22 protein-coding genes are annotated in these 21,058 nt (G+C 73.0%); 15 read left to right on the top strand and 7 right to left on the bottom strand.

Features of this window, described 5'->3' with window-relative positions; translation table 11 throughout:
- Nucleotide 1: 1 nt before the first annotated feature.
- From IEX47_RS07915 to IEX47_RS07900, 4 genes are all read left to right on the top strand, one after another.
- A complete protein-coding gene (locus IEX47_RS07915) occupies nucleotides 2-847 on the top strand; it encodes an HAD family acid phosphatase (RefSeq protein WP_188783463.1) in 846 nt (281 codons plus the stop codon).
- Nucleotides 844-1,803 (top strand): NAD(P)-dependent oxidoreductase, encoded by a 960-nt coding sequence (locus tag IEX47_RS07910; RefSeq protein WP_188783462.1) that lies wholly within the window; start codon nucleotides 844-846, stop codon nucleotides 1,801-1,803. Before IEX47_RS07915 ends, IEX47_RS07910 begins: the two co-directional genes overlap by 4 nt.
- 27 nt (nucleotides 1,804-1,830) lie before the next feature.
- Complete coding sequence (locus IEX47_RS07905; RefSeq protein ID WP_188783461.1) at nucleotides 1,831-2,595, top strand: class II aldolase/adducin family protein; 765 nt, start codon at nucleotides 1,831-1,833, stop codon at nucleotides 2,593-2,595.
- A gap of 261 nt (nucleotides 2,596-2,856) precedes the next feature.
- The gene (locus tag IEX47_RS07900) at nucleotides 2,857-4,140 is read left to right on the top strand and encodes an HNH endonuclease signature motif containing protein (protein ID WP_188783460.1); all 1,284 of its coding nucleotides are present in this window, start codon (nucleotides 2,857-2,859) and stop codon (nucleotides 4,138-4,140) included.
- 61 nt (nucleotides 4,141-4,201) lie between these two features.
- On the opposite strand, the gene IEX47_RS07895 is transcribed toward IEX47_RS07900, so the two are convergent.
- The 3 genes from IEX47_RS07895 to IEX47_RS07885 are packed head-to-tail and all read right to left on the bottom strand — an operon-like array spanning nucleotide 4,202 to nucleotide 6,233.
- Nucleotides 4,202-4,651, bottom strand: coding sequence for a P-loop nucleotide/nucleoside kinase family protein (locus IEX47_RS07895; protein WP_188783459.1), 450 nt, complete (start codon nucleotides 4,649-4,651; stop codon nucleotides 4,202-4,204).
- A gap of 35 nt (nucleotides 4,652-4,686) precedes the next feature.
- On the bottom strand, nucleotides 4,687-5,562 hold the full coding sequence (locus IEX47_RS07890; RefSeq protein ID WP_229662731.1) for an EamA family transporter: 876 nt from the start codon (nucleotides 5,560-5,562) through the stop codon (nucleotides 4,687-4,689).
- Nucleotides 5,559-6,233, bottom strand: coding sequence for an FMN-binding negative transcriptional regulator (locus tag IEX47_RS07885; RefSeq protein ID WP_188783458.1), 675 nt, complete (start codon nucleotides 6,231-6,233; stop codon nucleotides 5,559-5,561). Before IEX47_RS07885 ends, IEX47_RS07890 begins: the two co-directional genes overlap by 4 nt.
- 112 nt (nucleotides 6,234-6,345) lie before the next feature.
- Between IEX47_RS07885 and IEX47_RS07880 the strand changes: the two genes are divergently transcribed.
- A complete protein-coding gene (locus IEX47_RS07880) occupies nucleotides 6,346-6,822 on the top strand; it encodes a GNAT family N-acetyltransferase (protein WP_188783457.1) in 477 nt (158 codons plus the stop codon).
- A gap of 113 nt (nucleotides 6,823-6,935) precedes the next feature.
- Here the strand turns inward: IEX47_RS07880 and IEX47_RS07875 are convergent, their stop codons facing one another.
- The 3 genes from IEX47_RS07875 to IEX47_RS17935 all read right to left on the bottom strand — a co-directional run bounded on the left by IEX47_RS07875 (nucleotide 6,936) and on the right by IEX47_RS17935 (nucleotide 8,303).
- Nucleotides 6,936-7,352, bottom strand: a complete 417-nt coding sequence (locus IEX47_RS07875; RefSeq protein WP_188783456.1) for a hypothetical protein — start codon at nucleotides 7,350-7,352, stop codon at nucleotides 6,936-6,938.
- A 184-nt stretch (nucleotides 7,353-7,536) separates the two neighbouring features.
- Nucleotides 7,537-8,088, bottom strand: coding sequence for an SDR family oxidoreductase (locus tag IEX47_RS07870; RefSeq protein WP_229662730.1), 552 nt, complete (start codon nucleotides 8,086-8,088; stop codon nucleotides 7,537-7,539).
- On the bottom strand, nucleotides 8,010-8,303 hold the full coding sequence (locus tag IEX47_RS17935; RefSeq protein ID WP_229662729.1) for an NAD(P)-dependent oxidoreductase: 294 nt from the start codon (nucleotides 8,301-8,303) through the stop codon (nucleotides 8,010-8,012). Before IEX47_RS17935 ends, IEX47_RS07870 begins: the two co-directional genes overlap by 79 nt.
- A gap of 83 nt (nucleotides 8,304-8,386) precedes the next feature.
- Here IEX47_RS17935 and IEX47_RS07865 point away from each other — a divergent pair, with 83 nt between their 5' ends.
- Nucleotides 8,387-8,782 carry a winged helix-turn-helix transcriptional regulator gene (locus IEX47_RS07865; protein ID WP_188783455.1) on the top strand — a complete coding sequence of 132 codons (396 nt, stop codon included), beginning with the start codon at nucleotides 8,387-8,389 and terminating at the stop codon, nucleotides 8,780-8,782.
- Between the two features lie 37 nt (nucleotides 8,783-8,819).
- Here the strand turns inward: IEX47_RS07865 and IEX47_RS07860 are convergent, their stop codons facing one another.
- Nucleotides 8,820-10,301, bottom strand: coding sequence for a PucR family transcriptional regulator (locus IEX47_RS07860; RefSeq protein ID WP_188783454.1), 1,482 nt, complete (start codon nucleotides 10,299-10,301; stop codon nucleotides 8,820-8,822).
- A gap of 114 nt (nucleotides 10,302-10,415) precedes the next feature.
- Between IEX47_RS07860 and gabT the strand changes: the two genes are divergently transcribed.
- The 9 genes from gabT to IEX47_RS07815 all read left to right on the top strand — a co-directional run bounded on the left by gabT (nucleotide 10,416) and on the right by IEX47_RS07815 (nucleotide 20,995).
- The gene (gabT, locus tag IEX47_RS07855) at nucleotides 10,416-11,789 is read left to right on the top strand and encodes a 4-aminobutyrate--2-oxoglutarate transaminase (protein ID WP_188783453.1); all 1,374 of its coding nucleotides are present in this window, start codon (nucleotides 10,416-10,418) and stop codon (nucleotides 11,787-11,789) included.
- Nucleotides 11,786-13,075: a Glu/Leu/Phe/Val family dehydrogenase gene (locus IEX47_RS07850; protein WP_229662728.1), complete on the top strand. Its 1,290-nt coding sequence runs from the start codon at nucleotides 11,786-11,788 to the stop codon at nucleotides 13,073-13,075. Before gabT ends, IEX47_RS07850 begins: the two co-directional genes overlap by 4 nt.
- Nucleotides 13,076-13,120: 45 nt before the next feature.
- Complete coding sequence (locus IEX47_RS07845; RefSeq protein ID WP_188783452.1) at nucleotides 13,121-14,620, top strand: NAD-dependent succinate-semialdehyde dehydrogenase; 1,500 nt, start codon at nucleotides 13,121-13,123, stop codon at nucleotides 14,618-14,620.
- A gap of 5 nt (nucleotides 14,621-14,625) precedes the next feature.
- Nucleotides 14,626-15,006 (top strand): hypothetical protein, encoded by a 381-nt coding sequence (locus tag IEX47_RS07840; protein WP_229662727.1) that lies wholly within the window; start codon nucleotides 14,626-14,628, stop codon nucleotides 15,004-15,006.
- 163 nt (nucleotides 15,007-15,169) lie between these two features.
- Nucleotides 15,170-17,512 (top strand): molybdopterin cofactor-binding domain-containing protein, encoded by a 2,343-nt coding sequence (locus IEX47_RS07835; protein ID WP_188783450.1) that lies wholly within the window; start codon nucleotides 15,170-15,172, stop codon nucleotides 17,510-17,512.
- Between the two features lie 13 nt (nucleotides 17,513-17,525).
- Complete coding sequence (locus IEX47_RS07830; RefSeq protein WP_188783449.1) at nucleotides 17,526-18,002, top strand: (2Fe-2S)-binding protein; 477 nt, start codon at nucleotides 17,526-17,528, stop codon at nucleotides 18,000-18,002.
- A 2-nt stretch (nucleotides 18,003-18,004) separates the two neighbouring features.
- The gene (locus IEX47_RS07825; RefSeq protein ID WP_188783448.1) at nucleotides 18,005-19,177 is read left to right on the top strand and encodes an XdhC family protein; all 1,173 of its coding nucleotides are present in this window, start codon (nucleotides 18,005-18,007) and stop codon (nucleotides 19,175-19,177) included.
- A gap of 23 nt (nucleotides 19,178-19,200) precedes the next feature.
- Nucleotides 19,201-20,421 (top strand): PucR family transcriptional regulator, encoded by a 1,221-nt coding sequence (locus IEX47_RS07820; protein ID WP_229662726.1) that lies wholly within the window; start codon nucleotides 19,201-19,203, stop codon nucleotides 20,419-20,421.
- Nucleotides 20,422-20,428: 7 nt separating this feature from the next.
- Nucleotides 20,429-20,995 (top strand): nucleotidyltransferase family protein, encoded by a 567-nt coding sequence (locus tag IEX47_RS07815; RefSeq protein ID WP_188783447.1) that lies wholly within the window; start codon nucleotides 20,429-20,431, stop codon nucleotides 20,993-20,995.
- The last annotated feature ends 63 nt before the right edge of the window (nucleotides 20,996-21,058 follow it).

The raw sequence follows: 21,058 nt of genomic DNA, 5'->3' as shown, positions 1-21,058 counted from the left end.
CATGTCCGACCTCGCCCGCCGTTCACTCCTGACCGGCGCGACCGGCATCGCCGGCGGTTCGCTCCTGCTCTCCGGAGCCGGGCGGGCCGCCGCGGCCCCGGCCGACGACATCCAGAACATCCTCAGCGCGGCCGTCGCGTGGCGTGAGACCGCTGCCGAGCGCGACATGCTCTACCGGCAGGGCTTCAACATCGCCCGCGACCGCATCGACGCCGTGCTCCGTGGTCGCGGCCAGACCCGGCGTGGCGACAAGCCGCTCGCGGTGATCTGCGACGTCGACGACACGGTGCTCTCCGCCGACACCTACTGGGTGCGGCTGGTCGCGGCCGGCAAGCAGGCCTTCGACGACGCCCTCTGGGACAAGTGGGTCATCGAGAACGGCCCGACCGCGACCGCCGGCGCGGTCGAGTTCACCCGCTACGCGGAGTCCAGGGGCGTCGAGGTCTTCTACGTCTCCTCGCGCGACCAGGGCCCGGACACCCAGAGGTACGGCGTCGGGAACCTGGCCCACGTCGGCCTCGCGTACGCCGACGACGCGCACTGCACCTTCCTGCGCGAGTCCTCCAACAAGGAGCCTGCGCAGAAGGCGATCGCGGAGACCCACGAGGTGATCGCCTACCTCGGCGACAACCTCAACGACTTCCGCCGCACGTACTACGTGAAGTCCGTGGCGCAGCGGAAGGTGCTCGCCGGCGAGGACGCCGAGGAGTTCGGCCGGAGGTTCATCCTCTTCCCCAACAACACCGACGGCCACTGGGTCGGCGCGATCTTCGGCGAGAGCGAGCCGGCTGACACCCCGGCGTACCGGGAGCGCATGCTGCAGGCGGCCCTCAACCAGGTGCCGTGACGGTGGCGGACGCGCCGGTCGCGGTCTACGCCGCACTCGACGACCACGTAGCGGCTGGTGTCGCGGCACTCGAGGCCGCCGGCTTCCGGGTCGTGCAGGCCGGGTCGGACGACCCCGCGGAGCTCGCCGCCGCGGCGGGTGACGCGGTAGCGCTGCTGGTCGGCTACGGCCGCGTGGACGAGGCGGTGCTGCGTGCGCTGCCAGGCTTGCGGGTGGTCTCCCTGATCTCACAGGGTCACGACAACGTCGACGTCGCGGCGTGCGCGCGGGCCGGCGTCCAGGTCGCCCACCTCCCGCCGGTCGCGACCGAGGAGGTGGCCGTCCACGCGTGGGCGCTCACGCTCGCGGCGGTCCGGCAGCTGCCGTTCTTCGACCGGGCCTCACGCTCGGCCTCGACGTGGGCGTCGCGGCCGCGCGCGATCCCCCGTCGGCTGTCCGGGCTCGAGGTCGGCATCGTCGGCACCGGCCGCACCGCCGCGGCGTACGCCGGGCTGGCCGGCGGGCACGTCGCCGCCCTTCGCAGCTGGTCGCGGAGCGGTCGTCCCCTGGCCGGAGCGACCCCTGTCGCGGACCTGCACGAGCTGCTCGCGACCTCCGACGTCGTCTCGCTGCACCTGCCGCTCGACGACGAGACGCAGGGGATCGTCGACGACGCATTCCTCGCCGCGATGCGGCCGGGATCCTGGCTCGTCAACGTCGCCCGCGGCGGCCTGGTCGACCCGGCCGCCGTCGCGCGGGCGCTCGACTCCGGGCACCTCGCGGGCGCGGCTCTCGACGTCCTGGACAAGGAGCCGGCTGCGCCCGGCCATCCGCTCGTGGCCCGCGACGACATCCTGCTGACCCCGCACACGGCCTGGCTCTCCGCGGAGTCCGAGCTGGCCTACGTCGTCGAGCAGGCCGCCAACGTCATCGCCTGGCTGCAGACCGGCGCGGTGACGCACCCCGTCCTTCCCTGACCGTTCCATCCGACCCGAGGAGACCCCATGGAGACCACCGAGATCGCCACCGAGCGCGAGCTCCGCGAGCAGCTGGCCGCCGTCTACCGCCTCGTCGCGCACTACCGGCTGACCGACCTGATCTTCACGCACATCTCGCTGCGGCTGCCGGGGCCGGACCACCACTTCCTGATCAACCCCTACGGCCTCCTCTTCGACGAGATCACTGCCTCCTCGCTCGTGAAGATCGACCTCGCCGGCAACAAGGTCGAGGAGTCGCCGTACCCGGTCAACCCCGCCGGCTTCGTCATCCACAGCGCGATCCACGCCGCGCGCGAGGACGCCCAGTGCATCCTCCACACCCACACGCGGGCCGGCTGCGCGGTCGCCGCCCAGGCCCACGGGTTGCTGCCGCTCAACCAGATCAGCATGGAGTTCCACGGCCGCACGGCGTACCACGACTACGAGGGCGTCGCCCTCTCGCTCGACGAGCAGAAGCGGCTCGTCCACGACATGGGAGACAACGACGTGATGATCCTGCGCAACCACGGCCTCCTCACCGTCGGTCGTACGCCGGGCGAGGCCCTGCTGCGGATGATCAACCTCGACAAGGCCTGCCAGATCCAGGTCGACGCCCTCGCGGGTGGCTCCGAGCTGGTGCTGCCGTCGGAGTCGCTGGCCATGCGGACCGCGGCCCAGCTCGCGGGCGAGGACACCGAGGGTGACGACTTCGTCGACGACCAGGCACTCGAGCTGGCGTGGGGTGCGCTGCTGCGCCAGGCCGAGCGGATCGCCCCGGACTTCCGCGACTGACGCCGGCCGGTCGCCTGGGCCGGTGGGCGGCCCGGGTGCGCCCGTGGGCCGGGTCAGTCAGGACGCCGGGTCGGCCGCGGCTCGTCCGGGCGGGCACCTCGTGCGGCCCGCGCCCTTCCTGGCAGCCCGGCTTTCGTGCACAGCCGGCGTCCACATGGTGAGGCCGGCCCGGTTTTCATCCACAGCAAAAGCGGCTCTGACCTGCGCAAACGTGTGGACGGAGGGTTGACGTTCGAACATGTGTTCGCAGACAATGGAGGCATGGACCAACTCTCGTCGTCCACCCCAGAGCCGCTGCTGTTGCAGGCGGTGCACGCGGTGGACATGCAGCTGACGAAGGTGCGGGATCTCGACCCCACCTTCCTCTCCCTGCCCGAGAAGGCTGAGCTCCTGCGCGAGCTCGTGCACGTCCGCGCCCAGGTCGACGGCCTGCTCGTCGACACCCTCGCCGTCGCTGCCGACGTGGCTGACAACGACGCCTGCACGACCGGTGGGTCCTGGCTCGCCGCACAAGCCCAGGTCGAGCCGTCCGAGGGAGGTCGGCTGCAGCGCCTCGCTGAGGCGGCAGTGCGTTGGCGTCGGGTGCGCGAAGCGATGCGCGACGGCGACCTCTCACCCACGCGTGCGGCGGCGATCACCGCGACGTTGGACGCGTTGGGTCCGGACGTCTCCACAGCGGTGCGGGAGCAGGCCGAAGACCACCTCCTGCAGTTGGCCGCCGACCACGACGTGCGCGAGCTGAAGCGGCTCGGTGCCGCTGTCCTCGAGGTGGTCGACCCCGACACCTACGAGGCCCACGAGCAAGCCCGCCTCGAAGCCGAGCTCCGCAAGGCCGACGAAGCCACCCGCCTGTCCATCCGCTCCCGCGGCGACGGCACCAGCCGGCTCACCGGCGTCATCCCCGACGCGGCGGCGGAGCGGTTGAGGACCTACCTCAACGCCTTCTCCTCACCCCGCCATGACGCAGCAACCGACAGCACGACTGGCGAGAGCGAGGAGCCGTCGCCCTACCTCGACCCCGTCACCGGCAAGAGGCTTACGGGCGACCGGGTCCGCGGCGAGGCGTTCTGTGCGTTCCTCGAGGCCGCCGACCCCACCAGGATGCCCGCCCACGGCGGAGCCGCGACCACCGTGATCGTCACGATGGACCTCGACAAGCTCCGCGAAGGCCTCGGCTGGGCGACCACCGGCGACCAGAGCAAGCTCACCCCCGGCGAGGTCCGCCGCCTAGCCTGCCAAGCCCAGATCATCCCCGCCGTCCTCGGCGGCGACTCCGAGGTCCTCGACCTCGGCCGCACCCGCCGCTTCTTCACCCCTGCTCAACGCAAGGCCATCGGCCTGCAGTGGAAGAGCTGCGCGATTGACGGCTGCGACGTCCCCGGACCCTGGTGCGAGATCCACCACCTCAGGCCCTGGTCGTCCGGCGGCAAGACGGAGCTCACCAACGGCATACCCCTCTGCCCACGCCACCACCACTACGTCGACGACCCCCGCTTCGACCTCACGGAGACACCGAGCGGCTACCAGCTGCACCGGCGCTGCTGACGCGCAGGAAGCACGCCGGAAGCGCCTGCCCGAACATCACCTCTGGGCATCAGCCGGGACATCACGCCTGGCCGACCACGCGGAGCGGGCCTTCCTCCGGCGTCGGCGGCTCGAACCGCGCAAAGTACTCCGTCGCGGCCTGCTCGGTGAGCGGCCAGTCGTCGGCGTACCGGCCGTGGCGCTGGCTGATCCGGCTCAGGATGGTCTCGAGGCTCGTGGCGACGTAGACCGTCTCCGGCACGACGCCGTGGGGTGCGAGCAGGGCGCGGTACTCGTCGCGTTGACGCAGGAACCAGAAGCCGAAGTCGAGGACGACGTCGTCGCCTGCCGCGACGTGGCGCAGCAGGCGTGCCTTCAGGTCGGCCGCTACCTCCGCGACCGTGTCGGGCGACGGCATCGTGGTGATCCCCCGCTCCCAGTACTCCAGCTCGAACGACAGACGCGTCCAGCCCTCGCGCTCCAGGCCCTTCGCGTGGGTGGTCTTGCCGGCACCGCCGGGGCCGCACATCATCACGACGCGCGGTCGTCCTCTGCCGCCCACTGCCATCACGCCGGCTGCAGGTCGCTGATCGGTGACTCGACCTGGCGGCGCCCACCGCGCTGCGACGCCGCACCGGCGACAACGACGAGGGTGATGCCGATCAGCTGGCCCACCGACGGCGTCTGGCTGAGCAGCACCGCGCCGTACGCCAGGCCTATTGCGGGTTCGAGCGCCATCAGCGTGCCGAACGCGGTGTGGGTCATCCGGCGCAGCGCGAGCAGCTCGAGCACGAACGGCAGCACCGGCATGAGCAGGGCGAGCAGCGCAGCCTCACCGAGCAGGGCGGGCGTCAGGTGCCCGGCAGCCTGCGGTACGCCGACGAACGCCGCGGCCACGGCGGCGATCGGCACCGTCATCGAGAGCGAGCCGATGCCCGTGAGCCGGTCACCGACCTTCTGCGTGAGGAGAATGTAGAGGCCCCAGCCGACGCCGGCGAGCGCCGCGAAGGCCACGCCGGGCAGGTCGACGTCGCCCTGCCACGGCTCGGTCATCAGCACCACGCCGGCGAGCGCGAGGCCCGGCCAGACGAGGGCCCGCCGGCGCGGGCTACGCGCGGCGGCGACCGTGAGCGGGCCGAGGAACTCGATGGCGACGGTCGTGCCGAGCGGGATCCGGCCGAGCGCCTCGAGGAAGGCCATCGTCATCAGCGCCGTCGCGATGCCCAGCGCCACCACGACCGGGATATCTCCCCGGCGCAGCGAGCGCAGCGGTGGCCGCTGGATCGCCAGGAACACCAGCGCGCCGAAGGTCAGCCGAAGCCACGCCGTGACCGGCGCGCCGACCTCGTCGATCATCGGCACCGCGAGTGCGGAGGCCAGCTGGACCGAGGCCATCGCACCGACCGCGAGCCCCCACGCCGGGACGGGAGCGCGGGTGGTCACGACCCCGACTCCCGTGCGCGCCGCTCCTGCCAGTCGCCCGCCTCGGCCAACCGACGCCGTTGCTGCGCGGCGGCCTGCCGGTCGAGGCCGCGGCCCCGCTCCTCCAGCCGCCCGGCGACCCGCTCGCGCAGGGCGGTCGGCTTCTGGTCGTCGTACTTGAACTTCGCCTCGACCCGCACCGGTACCAGCCGGAGGCCGCGGATCCCGGCCAGCATCCGCCCGTACGGCGCGTCCCCGGCCGCCACCGACGCGTGCCGCCCCTCAGGCTGGAGGTCGGCGAGCTGCGCGGTGAGGATGCGGGCCTTCGCGTCGGGGTCGTCGATGACGACCGGCCGGCAGACGAACTGCACCGAGGAGTAGTAGCTGGTCGGCACGCCGTCGGTCTCGGGCACGTCCTCGGGCGCCCGCCAGAAGCCCGGCACGAAGGCGTAGTCACCGATGACGGTGAGCCGGACCTCGGCGCTCGCCTCCAGGTGGGGCCAGACCGGGTTGGGCCGCGCAAGGTGGAGCAGCAGCTCGTCGGCGTCGACGGTGAAGTGCGTGGGCACGGTGATCGGCGCCTGCGCGCGGTCGCTGTTGTTCACCGCGAGGAGTCCGAAGCGCTCGCGGCCGGCGAGCCAGGCCCGCCACTCTGCGGCGCCGAGGGTCGCGTCCCAGGGGTGGACCAGCATCGCGGCATTCCCTCCATGCGTCCGTGCGCGGGCCGGGTAGCCGGCGTACGGAGCGCACGGTAGTTCACCGTGCCTGACCGGTCCGAACCGTTTTCGCAGGCACACTCGGTCCATGCACCAGGTGCGCGCAGCGACCACCGACGACGCCGCCGTCCTCGGCCGGATGCTCGCGGACTTCAACGCCGAGTTCGACGCGGAGGGGCAGGATCCGGAGGCGTTCGTCCGGCGCTTCCGGCTGCTGCTCGCGCGCGACGACGTGCTCGCCCTCCTCGCCGGAACCGACGCCCCGGCCGGTGACCCCGTCGGCTTCGCGCTGGTCACCTTCCGGCCCACGCCGTACGCCGATGGGCCGCTCGCGCAGCTCGAGGAGCTGTACGTCCGCCCCGAGGCCCGGTCGCAGGGGGCCGGCGCGGCGATGCTCCGCGCCCTTCGGGTCGAGGCGAGCCGGCGGGACGCGCTCGAGATCCTGATCAACGTCGACGCCGACGACGCCGACGCGCGGCGGTTCTACGAGCGCCACGGCTTCAGCTGCTGTGACCCCGACTCGGGCTCGACGATGCTCTGCTACCTCGGCTCCCCCGAGGCCTGACGCCCCCGAGACCTGAGCGCCCCGTCGTCCGCACAGCCCGTCGTCCGCACAGCCCGTCGTCCGCACAGCCCAGGGGCGCACCACGAGCTCGTGATGCGCCCTGGCGCCGGACGTCACCGCAGGGTGACGCTGACGTCGTGCTCCGTGTCCGTGACCGTGATCGGACTGAAGACGACCGTCATCGGCGGCGCGCAGTCGGGCTGGAACGCGGCAGTGGCGCTCAGCTCGAAGGTGGCCTTGCCGTTCTGGACGGGGAAGTCACCGGCGGCCGTGACCGATGCCTTGTTGGCGGCCTTGGGGTGGTGGTCGCCGGGGTTGATGCACGAGGCCGTGGCGGTGACCTCGATGTGGACCTGGGTCTCGTCGCCCAGGCCGGCCTCCTTGCCGGAGACGGTGAGAGTGCTGCCGGAGACGGTGACGACGAAGGCACTGGTGATGAAGTGCGGACTGCCGGCGTACGCCGGAGGGGAGACGAACGCCGCGACGAGGAGCGCTGCGCACGCGGGGATGAGCCTGAGGATCCTGGACATGGGAGATGACCTTTCTCGGGAGCGGGCCTCCCGGGACCTCAGTCTTCGCGCGGGGCACGGGCATGTCATGACCCGGAAGGGGCTCCCCCGGCAACGGTGCCGGGGCTGGGGCCGTCCCGGTGCCGGTGCACCCCAGCAACCCGAGTCCCTGCGGCTTCCCGACTCGGGCCCGCTGACCCGCGACCTAGCGGTGCTCGGCGCCGCCCGACACGCGGATCGTCTCGCCCGACACGAACCCGCTCCCGAGCAGCCACAGCACCGTCGCGACGACGTCGTCGGGCGTCCCGACCCGGCCCGCCAGGGTGCCCGCGGACGCGCCCGCGAAGAGCCCGGCGCGCGCCTGGGCTTCCAGGCCGTCCCAGGCACCGGAGTCGACGATGCCGGGCGACACGGCATTGACCCGGACGGGAGCCAGCTCGCGAGCGAGGTGGCTGGCCAGGAACGAGGCGGCACCGTTGGCCACGCCCATGACGACCTTGCCCGGAGCCGGCTTCCCCGCGACCACCCCGGAGAAGAGCGTGATCGAGCCCGTGGGCGGCAGCAGGGGCGCAAAGTGCTTCGCCAGCAGCAGCGGTCCGATCACCTTGGCGTCGAATGCGGCGACGATGCCGTCACGCTCGACCTCGGTCACGGGCACGTTGTGCGGAGCCGAGGCGGTCACGACGACGTGGTCGATCCGGCCGACCGCCGCCACGGCCACGCGGATCGACTCCTCGTCCGCGACGTCGATGCGCACGCCGGTCGCGGCGCCGGGGAGCCCGGCCGCGACGTCCTGCGCACGACGTACGTCGCGGCGCCGGGGAGCCCGGCCGCGACGTCCTGCGCACGACGTACGTCGCGGGCTCCGACGACGACCTCCGCGCCGGCCTCGGCTGCTGCCCGGGCGATCGCTGCGCCGAGGTTGCGTCCTCCGCCGACCACCAGGACCCGCTGGCCTTCGAGCTGCTTCATGACTGACTTCCTTCCGTGTGCTTCGCTGACGAGACGACGGTATGGTTTTGATACCGATCACCTCAACGAAACCGGGAGGCACCGTGACCACGGCGTACGACGTGATGGCGGCGACCTGCCCGAGCCGCACGGTGCTGCACCGGATCGGCGCGCGCTGGACGGTCTTCGTCGTGACCGCGCTCGCCGACGGGCCCCGCCGCTTCACCGAGCTCAAGCGCCACATCGAGGGCATCACGCCGAAGGTGCTCACCGAGACCCTCCGCGCCCTCGAGTACGACGGGCTGGTCACCCGCCGCGACCTCGACACGGTCCCGCCGGGGGTCGACTACGCGCTGACCGGACTCGGCCGGTCACTGCTCGAGCCGCTGACGGCCGTGCGCGTCTGGGCCGAGGCGCACGTCCCCGAGATCCTCGCGGCCCAGGACCGCGCCGACGCCGCGGTGCTCGACGGCGTGAAGCTCGACGGCGTGGAGCTCTAAGGCGTCGCGGTCGACGGCGCGCCCTGCGCCTGGCGGCTCAGCCGGCCCGGGACCGCAGGGCCACCCAGGCGTCGACACGCACCTGCGGGTCGGCCAGCGAGCGCCGGAGCAGCGCCTCGATCCGCTCGACGCGGTGCCGGACCGTGTTGCGGTGGATGCCCAGCTCGTCGGCGACCTTGAGCAGCGAGCCGTGGTGGCGCAGGAAGGCGTCGAGCGTCTCGAGCAGCACCTCGTCCTCACCGAGCGGCGCGAGCCACGAGGCGGCGAAGGCCTCGGCGCGGCCGCCGTCGAGCAGCGAGACCACCCCGCCGCGGACCCGCTCCGACCAGGCGACCACGGGCACCGACGACGACGTGAGCGCGAGCGCCTGACCCGCGGTGACGTGGCTGGTGGCGAGCGCCTCGGGGCTGCCCGCCTCACCGATGCCGACGCGCAGCCCCGCGGTCGCCAGGCGCTCGGCGAGGGACGCAGCCTCCGACGCGCGGGCGATGCCCACCAGCTCGGTGGTGCCGTCGACCGACGCGAGCCCGGCCAGCAGCGGCACCGCCTCGAGCAGCTCGAGCCCGTCCTCCAGGCGGGGTGCCGTGCCGCGGCAGCGCAGCGCGACGGCGACCCGCGGCAGCCGCGGTCGCGGGCCGGATCCCGCACCGAGCAGGACCGCCGCCGTGCGCAGGTCGCCCGCAGCCAGGAGCTCGACGGCACGGGTCCGCAGCCGGCGGTCGGCCTCGCGGCTCGCGCGGCGGCGCTGCTCGGCGAGGCCGAGCAGGGCGACCGCGGTGGCGACGGTGCTGCGCTCGGTCTCGGTGACCTTGCCCGCGAAGCCGGCCACGAGGTACTGCGACGGCCTGCCCTTCACGCCGATCGGCTGGACCAGCAGCGTGCCGCCCGGCGACGAGAGGCTCGCGGCCGCCCGCAGCCCCTGCGGCCGCATCCGCGCAACCGCGTCGTCGACGAGCGCGAGGTCGAGCAGCTCGGGGCGGACGCCGTACGGGCCGAGGACGAGACCACCGCGCGCCCCGACGATCGCGGCCATGCCACCGGCACCGGCGAGCTCCTCGACGACGGCCCCCGGGTCGTCCTGGAGCGCAGCCTGCGTGAGCGCGCGCTGCGCCTCGAGCGCCGACCGCGTGGCGGCGTCCTCCTCCTGCTGGAGGTGGGCGGCGAGCGCCCGGCTGACCGCGACGAAGCGGGTCTCGTGGGGTACCTCGAAGAGCGCGATCCCGTGCTCGCGGCAGGCGTCGACGAGCGCCGGCGGCGCAGCGTCGTAGACGATCACGCGGGACAGCCCGATCGCGACCAGGCCGACCGCGGCGAGCCGGCGGACGTAGTCGTCCCACTCCTGGACCCACCCCGCGGTCTCGAGGCCGGTGGTCAGCAGGACCTCCCCACCCTCGAGGAACGGCGAGGGGTCGACGAGCTCGCTGGTCGCCACCCAGCGGACCGTCTGGTCGCGGTGGAGGTCGACGACCGGGACCAGGCCGAGGGCGGCGTCGTCGAGGAGCTGGGCAAGCGTGGCCATGGTGTCAGTTTCGCACAGTCTCGGGTACGAGATTGTGCCGAACAGGCATGCCGTCCAACCCCCCGACAGCCCTACCGTCGAGGGGTACCCAGACATCGTCGTGCGGAGGACGCCATGACCACGAACACCACCGAGGCCACCCCGATCGAGGCCACCACCGGCGGGCCCACCCTGCCCCAGGAGCGCCGCCTCGTCACCGCGATCCCAGGCCCGAAGTCGCAGGAGCTGCAGGCCCGCAAGACGGCCGCGGTCGCCGGTGGCGTCGGCACGACGCTCCCCGTCTACATCACCGCGGCCGGCGGCGGCGTCCTCGTCGACGTCGACGGCAACTCGCTCATCGACCTCGGCTCCGGCATCGCGGTCACCACCGTCGGCAACAGCGCCCCCCGCGTCGTCCAGGCCGTGCAGGACCAGGTCGCGGCGTTCACGCACACCTGCTTCATGGTCACGCCGTACGCCGGCTACGTCGAGGTCGCCGAGGCGCTCAACCGGATCACCCCGGGTGACCACGAGAAGCGCACCGCGCTCTTCAACTCCGGCTCCGAGGCCGTCGAGAACGCGGTCAAGATCGCCCGCAAGTACACCGGCAAGACCGGCGTCGTCGTCTTCGACCACGCGTACCACGGCCGCACCAACCTGACGATGGCGATGACGGCGAAGAACATGCCGTACAAGGACGGCTTCGGCCCCTTCGCCTCCGACGTCTACCGCGCGCCGCTGTCCTACCCCTTCCGCGACGACCAGATGGACGGTGCCGCTGCGGCCGCCCGCGCGATCGACCAGATCGACAAGCAGGTCGGCGCGCAGAACCTCGCCGCGATCGTCATCGAGCCGATCCAGGGCGAGGGCGGCTTCATCGTCCCCGCCGACGGCTTCCTCCGCGCGCTCACCGAGTGGTGCACGGCCAACAACGTCGTCTTCGTCGCCGACGAGGTGCAGACCGGCTTCGCCCGCACCGGCGCGATGTTCGCCGTCGAGCACGACGACGTCGTCCCGGACCTGATCGTCACCGCCAAGGGCATCGCCGGCGGCCTCCCCCTCTCCGCGGTCACCGGCCGCGCCGAGATCATGGACTCCGCCCACGTCGGCGGCCTCGGCGGCACGTACGGCGGCAACCCGCTCGCCTGCGCCGCCGCCCTCGCTGTCCTCGAGACGATCGAGGCCGACGGCCTCGTCGACCGTGCCGCGAAGATCGGCGCGCTGATGACGCAGCGCCTCCTCGACCTCCAGGAGCGCGACGGCCGCATCGGCGACGTGCGCGGCCGTGGCGCGATGATCGCGGTCGAGCTGGTCAGGGCCGGCACCACCGAGCCCGACGCCGACCTGACCAAGCGGGTCGCCGCTGCCGCCCACGAGCGCGGCGTCGTCGTGCTGACCTGTGGCACGTACGGCAACGTGCTCCGCTTCCTGCCGCCGCTCTCCATCTCCGACGCCCTGCTCACCGACGCGTGCGACGTCCTCGACGAGGTCTTCGAGGTCACCAAGTGACCGCCGTCGCCGACGCTCCTGCCCCGCAGAGCACCATCGCTCCCGGCGCCTCCGTCCTCGCCGACGCGCGCTCGCAGCTCCGCACTGCCACCGACGTCCTCGGCTATGACCGGGGCGTCTACGAGATGCTCGCGACCCCGCGCCGCGAGGTCACCGTCTCCATCCCGCTGCGCCGCGACGACGGCACGCACGAGGTCCTCGTCGGCCACCGGGTGCAGCACAACTTCTCCCGCGGCCCGGCCAAGGGCGGCCTGCGCTACTCGCCCGACGTGACCCTCGACGAGGTGCGCGCGCTGGCGATGTGGATGACCTGGAAGTGCGCCCTCCTCGACGTGCCCTACGGCGGCGCGAAGGGCGGCGTACGCATCGACCCGCGGGAGCACTCGCAGGCCGAGCTCGAGCGCGTGACCCGCCGCTACACCTCCGAGATCAGCCCGCTGATCGGCCCCGAGCGCGACATCCCCGCGCCCGACATCGGCACCGACGAGAACACCATGGCCTGGATGATGGACACCTACTCCGTCCAGCAGGGCCACACCGTCCTCGGCGTCACGACCGGCAAGCCGATCAGCCTCGGCGGATCCCTCGGCCGCGCCACCGCCACCTCGCGCGGCGTCGCCCACGTCGCCTTCGCGGCACTCGCCGACCGCGGCATCACCGTCCACGGCGCCACCGCGGCCGTCCAGGGCTTCGGCAAGGTCGGCCGCTACACCGCCCGCTTCCTCGCCGAGGCCGGCATGAAGGTCGTCGCGGTCTCCGACCAGTACGGCGCGATCGCCGACGAGCGCGGCCTCGACGTACCTGCGCTCGAGGCGCACGTCGACGCGACCGGCTCGGTCGTCGGCTTCACCGGCTCCGACGTGCTCGACGGCTCCGCACTGCTCGAGCTCGACGTGGACCTGCTGGTCCCCGCCGCGGTCGAGGGCGTGCTCAACGCCGGCAACGCCGAGCGCGTGAAGGCGAAGGCCATCGTCGAGGGCGCCAACGGTCCGACGACGCCCGAGGCCGACGAGGTCTTCCGCCGCAACGACATCCTCGTCGCCCCCGACATCCTCGCCAACGCCGGCGGCGTGGTCGTCTCCTACTTCGAGTGGGTGCAGAGCTCGCAGGCGTTCTGGTGGTCGGCCGACGAGGTGGAGTCCCGCCTCGCCGCCCGCATGGACATCGCCTGGCGCGACGTCAACACCGCCGCCCGCCAGCGCGGCCTCGCGCTGCGCGACGCCGCCACCGTCCTCGCCGTCGAGCGGGTCGCCCAGGCGCACCTGCTGCGCGGCCTCTACCCGTGACGGTCTGACCCCACCCCGCTCTCCCCACGCCTGAAGGACTCCCCGATGACGATCACCACCACCCGCACCGGCCTCGTGCCGGCGTCCGTCCACGCGACCATCACCCGCCTCGACCCCCAGCACGGCCAGCACATCGGCGGCCGCGGCCTGGCGGCCGGGTCCGGCGCGACGTTCGAGGTCCTCGACAAGGCGACCGGCGACCAGCTGGCCACCTTCGCCGACGGCGGCGCGACCGAGGCGACCGCCGCGGTTGACGCGGCTGCGGCGGCGTTCCCGGCCTGGGCGGCAACCCCTCCGCGGGTCCGCGGCGAGGCGCTGCGTACGGCGTTCGGGCTGATGGTCGAGCGGTCCGAGGAGCTCGCCGCGCTGATCGCCGCCGAGAACGGCAAGTCGCTCGCCGACGCCCGTGCCGAGGTCGGCTACGCGGCGGAGTTCTTCCGCTGGTTCGCCGAGGAGGCGGTGCGTCCGGAGGGCGACTTCGCCGAGTCGCCGGCCGGTGGCACCCGCACGATCGTCACCAGCCGTCCGGTGGGTGTGGCCGCGCTCGTCACGCCGTGGAACTTCCCGGCCGCGATGGCGACCCGCAAGATCGGCCCGGCGCTCGCCGCCGGCTGCACCGTCGTGCTGAAGCCCGCCGCCGAGACCCCGCTGACCGCGCTCGCGGTCGCCCGGATCCTCGAGGAGGCCGGCGTCCCGGCCGGCGTCGTCAACGTCGTCACCACCACCGACCCCGGTGCCGTCGTCGGCACCTGGCTCGCCGACAGCCGGGTCCGCAAGGTCTCCTTCACCGGCTCCACCGGCATCGGCCGGCTGCTGCTGGGCCAGGCCGCGGACCGCGTCGTCAACTCCTCCATGGAGCTGGGCGGCAACGCGCCCTTCGTCGTCGCGGCCGACGCCGACCTCGACGCTGCTGTCGCCGGCGCGATGATCGCGAAGTTCCGCAACGGCGGCCAGGCCTGCACCGCCGCCAACCGGTTCTACGTCCACGAGTCCGTGGCGGCGGAGTTCACCGAGAAGCTCGGCGCGGCCATCGAGGCGCTCACCGTCGGCAGCGCCTTCGAGGACGGCACCGCGATCGGCCCGCTGATCAGCGCCAAAGCGGTCACCAACCTCTCCGCGCTGGTCGAGGACGCCGTCGCCCGCGGCGCGCGGATCAGCCACCGCGCCCACACCAGCACGCTCGAGGGCCACTTCTACCCGCCGACGCTGCTCGTCGACGTACCGGCGGACGCGCAGATCATCCGCACCGAGGCGTTCGGCCCGGTCGCCCCGGTCGTCACCTGGAACGACGAGGCCGAGCTGCTCCGCCAGGTCAACGACACGGAGTTCGGCCTCGCGTCGTACATCTACTCCGGTGACCTCAAGTGGGCGCTCCAGCTTGCCGAGAAGGTGGAGGCTGGGATGGTCGGCGTCAACCGTGGCGTCGTCTCCGACCCGGCCGCCCCGTTCGGCGGCGTCAAGCAGAGCGGCCTCGGCCGCGAGGGGGCCCGCGAGGGCGTCCGCGCGTTCACCGAGACGCAGTACTTCTCCGTCGACTGGAGCTGATCCCGATGCACGTGACCGACACCCTCAAGCTGGCTCCGGCGGAGCTGCGACGCGACGTGGTCCTGCGCGCGTTCGAGCTGCTGCGCAAGCGCGTGGCCGTGGAGTGCACCGGCGAGACCGGTGCCTCCGCGGGCTTCCCGCGGCTGCAGTTCCGCGACCTCCCCGCGGCCGCGGGCACGCTCGTCGTGCGGGCCACCGTCGTCGACCGCGGCAGCCGCTGGCAGCGCGTGGAGTACGACGCGACGTACCGCCACCCCGACGCGACCGGCGAGCTGGTGGCCCGCCAGGTCGCCCGCGCGGTCGGCCAGACCTGCGCCCTGCCCGCGACCGAGCCGGCCGTCCCTGCGCCGCGCACGACCCCGGAGCTGTCCGCGACCCCGCGCTGACCAGGCGCGGGCCAGGCGCCACGGCGGCGGCAGCTCGATCCGCCCGCCGCTCCGAGAGATCTTGTGGTCGGACCACATGGGCCTCGTCACGTGACCCATGTCACTATCCGGTGTCGGGGGACGCGGCAGGTGCCGCTCGGACGCCGACCATGGGGAGCACGACATGTCGATCGATGACCAGACCGCGCCAGCACCGGAGGAGTCGGGCCGCCGGCTTCCGGAGATGAGCCGGCGACGGCTCGTGGGCTACCTGGTCGCGGCACCGACCCTGACCGTCGCCGTACGCCTCGGGCTGGACGGCGTCGCGGCGCCACCGGCGGAGGCGGTCGTCCCGACCCTGCCGGGCGCCGCGGACCTCTTCGACCTGAGCGACCTGCTCAAGCTCGCCGCCCAGCCGACGTCGAACCTGATCGCGCTGCAGGTCACCTCCGACGGCCTGATCCACTTCGCGCTGCCGCGGGCGGAGGTCGGGCAGGGCATCACGACGTCGACGTCGATGCTGATCGCCGAGGAGATCGACGCGCCGATGTCCCACGTGCGCGTGACGCTCGCGCCGGCCCGCCCGGAGCTGCTCTACAACCAGCTGACGGGCGGCTCCAACACCACCTTCTCCACCTACGGCCCCATCCGTACGGCGGCGGCGATCGCCCGCCAACGCCTGGTCAAGGCAGCCGCCCAGAAGTGGGGCGTGCCGGCTTCCACCCTGACGACCAGGGACGGCTACGTCATCCGTGCCGATGGCGCCCGGCTCAGCTACGGCTCGCTCGCGACCGCGGCCGCGGCCACGACGTCGTCCGCCACCGAGGTCCACCTGAAGTCGCCCGACCAGTTCAAGGTGATCGGCACCCCGCGGAACCGGGTGGACGCCCGGCTCTCGGTGACCGGCCAGAAGACCTTCGCGATGGACCTGAAGATCCCCGGCGCGCTGCCGACCATGGTCTGCCGGCCGCCGACGGTCAACGGCAAGGTCGTGGCGGTCAACAACGCCGCCGAGGTCCGCGCGATGTCGGGCGTCACCCACGTCGAGGTGATCCGGACCGGCGTCGCTGTCCGGGCGCGCACGTTCGGCCAGTGCATCAGCGCGATCCGCGCGCTCGACGTCACCTGGGGTCCGGGCACGATCGGCACGAAGTCCGACGCCGACATCCTGGCCGAGGTGAAGCGGGCCGAGCTCCCGATGGTGGTGCCCGCGGTGCCGCTCCTGGCCAAGACCATCGACACGTCGTTCACCTTCTGGTTCGCCGGCAACAGCGCCCTCGAGACCAACTGCGCGGTCGCCGACGTGCGCGCCGACAGCGCGCAGATCTGGGGCTCGTTCAAGTCGCCGATCACCGCCCAGCAGCGCGTCGCCGAGCTGCTCGGCATGGCTGCCGGCAAGGTCAAGGTCAACGTCACCCAGGGCGGCGGCTCCTTCGGGCGCAAGCTCTTCTACGACGCCGCGCTCGAGGCGGCGGAGGCCTCCAGGAAGATGGGCGCCCCGGTCCGCCTGATGTGGCACCGGATCGACGACGTACGCCAGGGCCGGGTGCACCCGATGTCGACCTCGCGGGTCCGGGCCACCGTCCTCGGCACCAACGTGCTGACCTACGAGCAGCGCCACACCAGCGTCAAGACCGACTTCACCCACGGCCTGGGCGAGGTGATCACCGGCCACTCGGCTGAGCTCCCGGTGGGTGACCTCGGCTGGTCGGAGACGGTCTTCGCGCTCAGCCAGATGACGCACTACAACTACGGCGTCACGACACAGGTGCTCAACGAGGTCGACGGCGGGTTCAACACCGGCAGCATGCGCAACATCTACTCGCCGAACGTCGCCGTCGCGCGTGAGCTGACGACCGACCAGATCGCGAAGCTGATGAAGAAGGACCCGCTCGCCTTCCGCAAGGAGTTCGCCCGCGACAAGCGGAGCATCGCCGTGCTCGACCGTGTCGCCGCGGTCGGCGGCTGGGGCCGGACCATGCCCGCCGGCACCGCCCAGGGCGTCGCGATCCACAACGAGTACCACGGCGTCACGGCGTGCCTGGTCGAGATCGACTGCACCACGCCCACGGTCACGCGCAAGGTCCGCGACGCCTACACCGGGCCGCGTGTCACCAAGGTCGTCTTCGCCGTCGACGTGGGCCAGGTGGTGAACCCGAAGGGGCTCGAGGCGCAGATGCTCGGCGGGATCATGGACGGCATCGCCCTGACCCTCACCTCGTCGGTGCACCTGAAGAACGGCACCTTCCTCGAGGGCAGCTGGGACAACTACGCCTACACCCGCCAGTGGAACGTCCCGCCGGTGGTGAAGGTGATCATCATGCCGTCGACCAGCCACGAGCCGGGTGGAGCCGGCGAGCTCGGCGTCGCTGCCACGGCTGCGGCCGTCGCCGCGGCGTACGGCAGGGCTGTGGGGAAGCTGCCGACGGAGTTCCCCGTCAACCACGGCCAGCCGCTCTTCTTCGAGCCGAAGCCGACCGTCCCGCCCGTCCCCCAGTCGCCGACCAACGGCCTCACCTTCTACTGAGCGGAGCAGTCCCGTGCCTCAGCACACGTTCAAGGTCAACGGAAAGTCCGTCACCGTCGATGCCCCGGACGACGTCCGGCTGCTCTGGATCCTCCGCGACATCCTCGGGATCACCGGCCCGAAGTACGGCTGCGGCATCAACGTCTGCAAGGCGTGCACCAGCCACATCAACGGCCGCGCGTTCAACCCGTGCTCGGTGCCCGTCGGCCAGGTCGGCCCGGACGACGAGATCACCACGATCGAGGGCCTGCCCGCGACCGTCGGCAAGGAGCTGCACCCGATGCAGGAGGCGTGGCTGGCCCACGACGTCGCCCAGTGCGGCTACTGCCAGCCGGGCCAGATCATGGCGGCGGTCGACCTGGTGAAGAAGGTCCGCAAGGAGGGCCGCCAGATCACCAACGCCGACCTCGACCAGCTGCGCAACATCTGCCGCTGCGGCACGTACACGCGGATCCGTGAGGCGATCCGCGACGGCGCCAGCAAGATGTGACGATGGCGGACGTCCTGCGCTTCGTCGCCGACAGCCTGTCGACCGGGCCGGTCGCGCTCGCGACCGTGGTGAGCACGTCGGGCTCCTCGCCCCTGCCCGCGGGCTCGGCGATGGCGGTCACCGCGGAGGGCGACGTCGTCGGCTCGGTCTCCGGCGGGTGCGTCGAGGCTGCCGTCTTCGATCTGGCCCAGGAGGTCCTGCGCGGGACTGCCGGGCCGGGGCTCCACCGGTTCGGCTTCGCGGACGCCGACGCGTTCGAGGTCGGCCTCACCTGCGGCGGCGCGCTCGAGGTCTTCGTCGAGGCCGTGCGCCCGGCGCAGCGCAGCCGGCTCGACCGCCTGCTCCTGGACGTCGGGGAGCAGCGCGCCGTGGCGCTCGCGACGGTCACCGCGCACCCGGACCCTGCCCAGGTCGGGCTCCGGGTGATGCTCCGTCCCGACGGGGACGCAGCCGGCGCCACCGCCGACGAGCTGCGCCTGCTCGCCCTGGTCGGCGACGACGCCCGCGCCATGCTCGGCAACGGCACCACCGGCAGCCTGACGTACGGCGCACTGGGCGAGCGGCTCGGCGACGCGATCCGGGTCTTCGTGCAGACCTGGGTCCCCGCGCCACGGCTGATCATCGTCGGCGCGGTCGACTTCTCCGCCGCGCTCGCGCGCGTGGCGAAGGTGCTCGGCTACCGGGTCACGCTCTGCGACGCCCGGCCCGTCTTCGCCACGCCCCAGCGCTTCCCCGCGGCCGACGAGGTCGTCGTCGACTGGCCCCACCGCTACCTCCGCGCCGAGATCGAGGCGGGCCGCACCGACGGCCGCACCGCCGTCTGCGTCCTCACGCACGACAGCAAGTTCGACGTGCCCGCGCTCGAGGTGGCGCTGGCGTCGGGCGACGTCGGCTACGTCGGGGCGATGGGCTCCCGGCGTACGCACGGCGACCGGGTCGGGCGGCTCCGGGACGCGGGCGTCACCGACGACGCCCTCGCGCGCCTGCACTCCCCGATCGGCCTCGACCTCGGGGCGCGCACGCCGGAGGAGACGGCGGTGAGCATCGCCGCCGAGATCATCGCCAGCCGGTACGCCGGCACCGGCCGCCCGCTCGCGGCGACCGGCGGCGACATCCACCGCCCCGGCGGAGCGGTCGAGGCGGTCGAGGCGGTCCGCGCCCCGGCGCGCGCGTGAGGCGGGGTCGCTACGCTGCGCCGGTGGAGAGCGAATCCGTCGAGCGTGTCCTCGACCGCGTCGACGCGAGCATGGACCAGCTCGTCGAGACGTCGGTCGCGCGGTTCTTCGACCAGGTGCCGGCGTACTCCGCGAGCCCCGATGCGGCCCTGCGCACCGACGTCCTCCTGCACACCCGCGCGGTCTTCGAGGTCGTGCTGACCACGCTGCGCGAGCGGCGCGTGCCCGGCCCCGGCGACTTCACGATCACGCCGGAGCAGGCGAGCCACCGGGTCCGCCAGGGCGTCACGCTGGCGGACTTCCTCCGCGCCTTCCGGATCGGTCAGGTCACCCTGTGGGAGGGGATCGTGGCGGCGTCGTCCGAGCTCGAGACCTGGGAGGTCGCGGTCGAGGCGGCGACGTACCTGATGAATGCCATCGAGGTCGGCAGCTCGATCGCCGCCGCGTCGTACATGAGCGCGCAGCAGCTCGACCTCGCGGAGCGCGACCGGGTCCGGCGCGACCTCGTCGAGGACCTGCTGAGCGGCGGCGAGCTCCGCGAGGAGACGAAGCGCGCGCTCGCCGTCGAGTGCGGCCTGGAGCGCGCGACCCCGCTGCTCGTCGTGGTCGCGGAGCCGGTGACGCCGCCGACGGACCAGCACCAGCTGCGCAGCGCGCTCGCCACCGTCCGCACCGCCCTCGGCGAGCGGGGCATCGCGATCATCCGGCAGGGGCAGATCCTCGCGATCGTCCCGTCCACCGGCGACGGCACGGCGGCCCTCGCCGGCCTCGACCGGGCCCACCGCCAGGTCAGCCGGCTGGGCGTGGACCTCGTCGTCGGGGCGAGCACGCTGCACGCCGGGCTGGCCGGCGTGCCCGAGGCGTTCCGCGAGGCCAACGTGGCCCGCGAGTCGCTCGCCGGGCAGGCGGGCATCAAGGCGCTCTCGACCCTCTCCCTCGTGGACTACCTCGTGCTCCGCGACGACGCCACCGCGCGGCGGCTGATCGCCCCCGACCTGCGACGGTTCATCGAGGAGGACCTCGCCCGCGAGGGCGTCTTCCTCGAGACCCTCCGCGCGTACGTCGAGAGCAACATGAACGCCAAGATCGCCGCCGACCGGCTCCACGTGCACGTCAACACGGCGTACTACCGGCTCGACCGGATCGGTGAGCGGACCGGCCTGGACCTGCGCAGCTTCGCCGACCTGGAGGAGATCCTCGTGGCCGTGCGGCTGCTCACCGGCAACGGGCCCGCCCCGGCATGAGGCGCCCGTGACCGCGCGCGTCGGACTGGTGCTCGCGGCCGGCTCCGGGCGCCGCTACGGCGGCCCGAAGGCGCTCGTCGAGTCGGGCGGCGAGACGTGGGTCGAGCGGACCGTCCGCTCGCTGGCCGACGGCGGGTGCGGACCGGTGCTGGTGGCGGTCGGCGCGCAGGCCGACGCGGTGACCGCGGTCCTCCCGCCCGGGGTCGTGCCCGTCGAGGTCCCCGACCACCTGACCGGGATGGGCGCCTCGCTGCGCGCGGGGCTCTCCCGTGCCGCCGGCCTGGGCGCGCTGCAGGTCGTGGTCACCCTCGTCGACCTGCCGGACGTCGGCGTCGACGTCGTACGCCGCCTGCTCGCCGCCGCCGACCCGCAGGACACCGACGTGCTCGCCCGCGCGGCGTACGACGGACGGCCGGGGCACCCGGTCCTCATCGGCCGCCGCCACCTCGCGCCGATCCAGGAGCTGGCCCAGGGCGACGAGGGCGGGCGCGCCTACTTCGGCCGGCACGCCGTCACCCTGGTCGAGTGCGGCGACCTCGCCACCGGCCACGACGTCGACCGGCCACCGGCCTGAGCCCGGCTGCGCGTCGGCCCTATCCTTGATTCATTGTGTTTTACCACTATCGAGACGAGGCTC

This window comes from Nocardioides phosphati, assembly GCF_014646375.1.
Classification (GTDB): Bacteria; Actinomycetota; Actinomycetes; order Propionibacteriales; family Nocardioidaceae; genus Nocardioides; species Nocardioides phosphati.
Note: the sequence above shows the minus strand (reverse complement) of the source record. Positions and strands in the feature narration are given on the sequence as shown.

Bases quoted from the DNA above. Each gene is read 5' to 3' on its own strand.
- gabT (WP_188783453.1), top strand. From the start codon at position 10,416: ATGACCACGAACACCACCGAGGCCACCCCGATCGAGGCCACCACCGGC.
- IEX47_RS07880 (WP_188783457.1), top strand. From the start codon at position 6,346: ATGCACCAGGTGCGCGCAGCGACCACCGACGACGCCGCCGTCCTCGGC.
- IEX47_RS17935 (WP_229662729.1), bottom strand. From the start codon at position 8,303: ATGAAGCAGCTCGAAGGCCAGCGGGTCCTGGTGGTCGGCGGAGGACGC.
- IEX47_RS07840 (WP_229662727.1), top strand. From the start codon at position 14,626: ATGCACGTGACCGACACCCTCAAGCTGGCTCCGGCGGAGCTGCGACGC.
- IEX47_RS07915 (WP_188783463.1), top strand. From the start codon at position 2: ATGTCCGACCTCGCCCGCCGTTCACTCCTGACCGGCGCGACCGGCATC.
- IEX47_RS07905 (WP_188783461.1), top strand. From the start codon at position 1,831: ATGGAGACCACCGAGATCGCCACCGAGCGCGAGCTCCGCGAGCAGCTG.
- IEX47_RS07825 (WP_188783448.1), top strand. From the start codon at position 18,005: ATGGCGGACGTCCTGCGCTTCGTCGCCGACAGCCTGTCGACCGGGCCG.
- IEX47_RS07835 (WP_188783450.1), top strand. From the start codon at position 15,170: ATGTCGATCGATGACCAGACCGCGCCAGCACCGGAGGAGTCGGGCCGC.
- IEX47_RS07875 (WP_188783456.1), bottom strand. From the start codon at position 7,352: ATGTCCAGGATCCTCAGGCTCATCCCCGCGTGCGCAGCGCTCCTCGTC.
- IEX47_RS07860 (WP_188783454.1), bottom strand. From the start codon at position 10,301: ATGGCCACGCTTGCCCAGCTCCTCGACGACGCCGCCCTCGGCCTGGTC.
- IEX47_RS07900 (WP_188783460.1), top strand. From the start codon at position 2,857: ATGGACCAACTCTCGTCGTCCACCCCAGAGCCGCTGCTGTTGCAGGCG.
- IEX47_RS07895 (WP_188783459.1), bottom strand. From the start codon at position 4,651: ATGATGTGCGGCCCCGGCGGTGCCGGCAAGACCACCCACGCGAAGGGC.
- IEX47_RS07885 (WP_188783458.1), bottom strand. From the start codon at position 6,233: ATGCTGGTCCACCCCTGGGACGCGACCCTCGGCGCCGCAGAGTGGCGG.
- IEX47_RS07845 (WP_188783452.1), top strand. From the start codon at position 13,121: ATGACGATCACCACCACCCGCACCGGCCTCGTGCCGGCGTCCGTCCAC.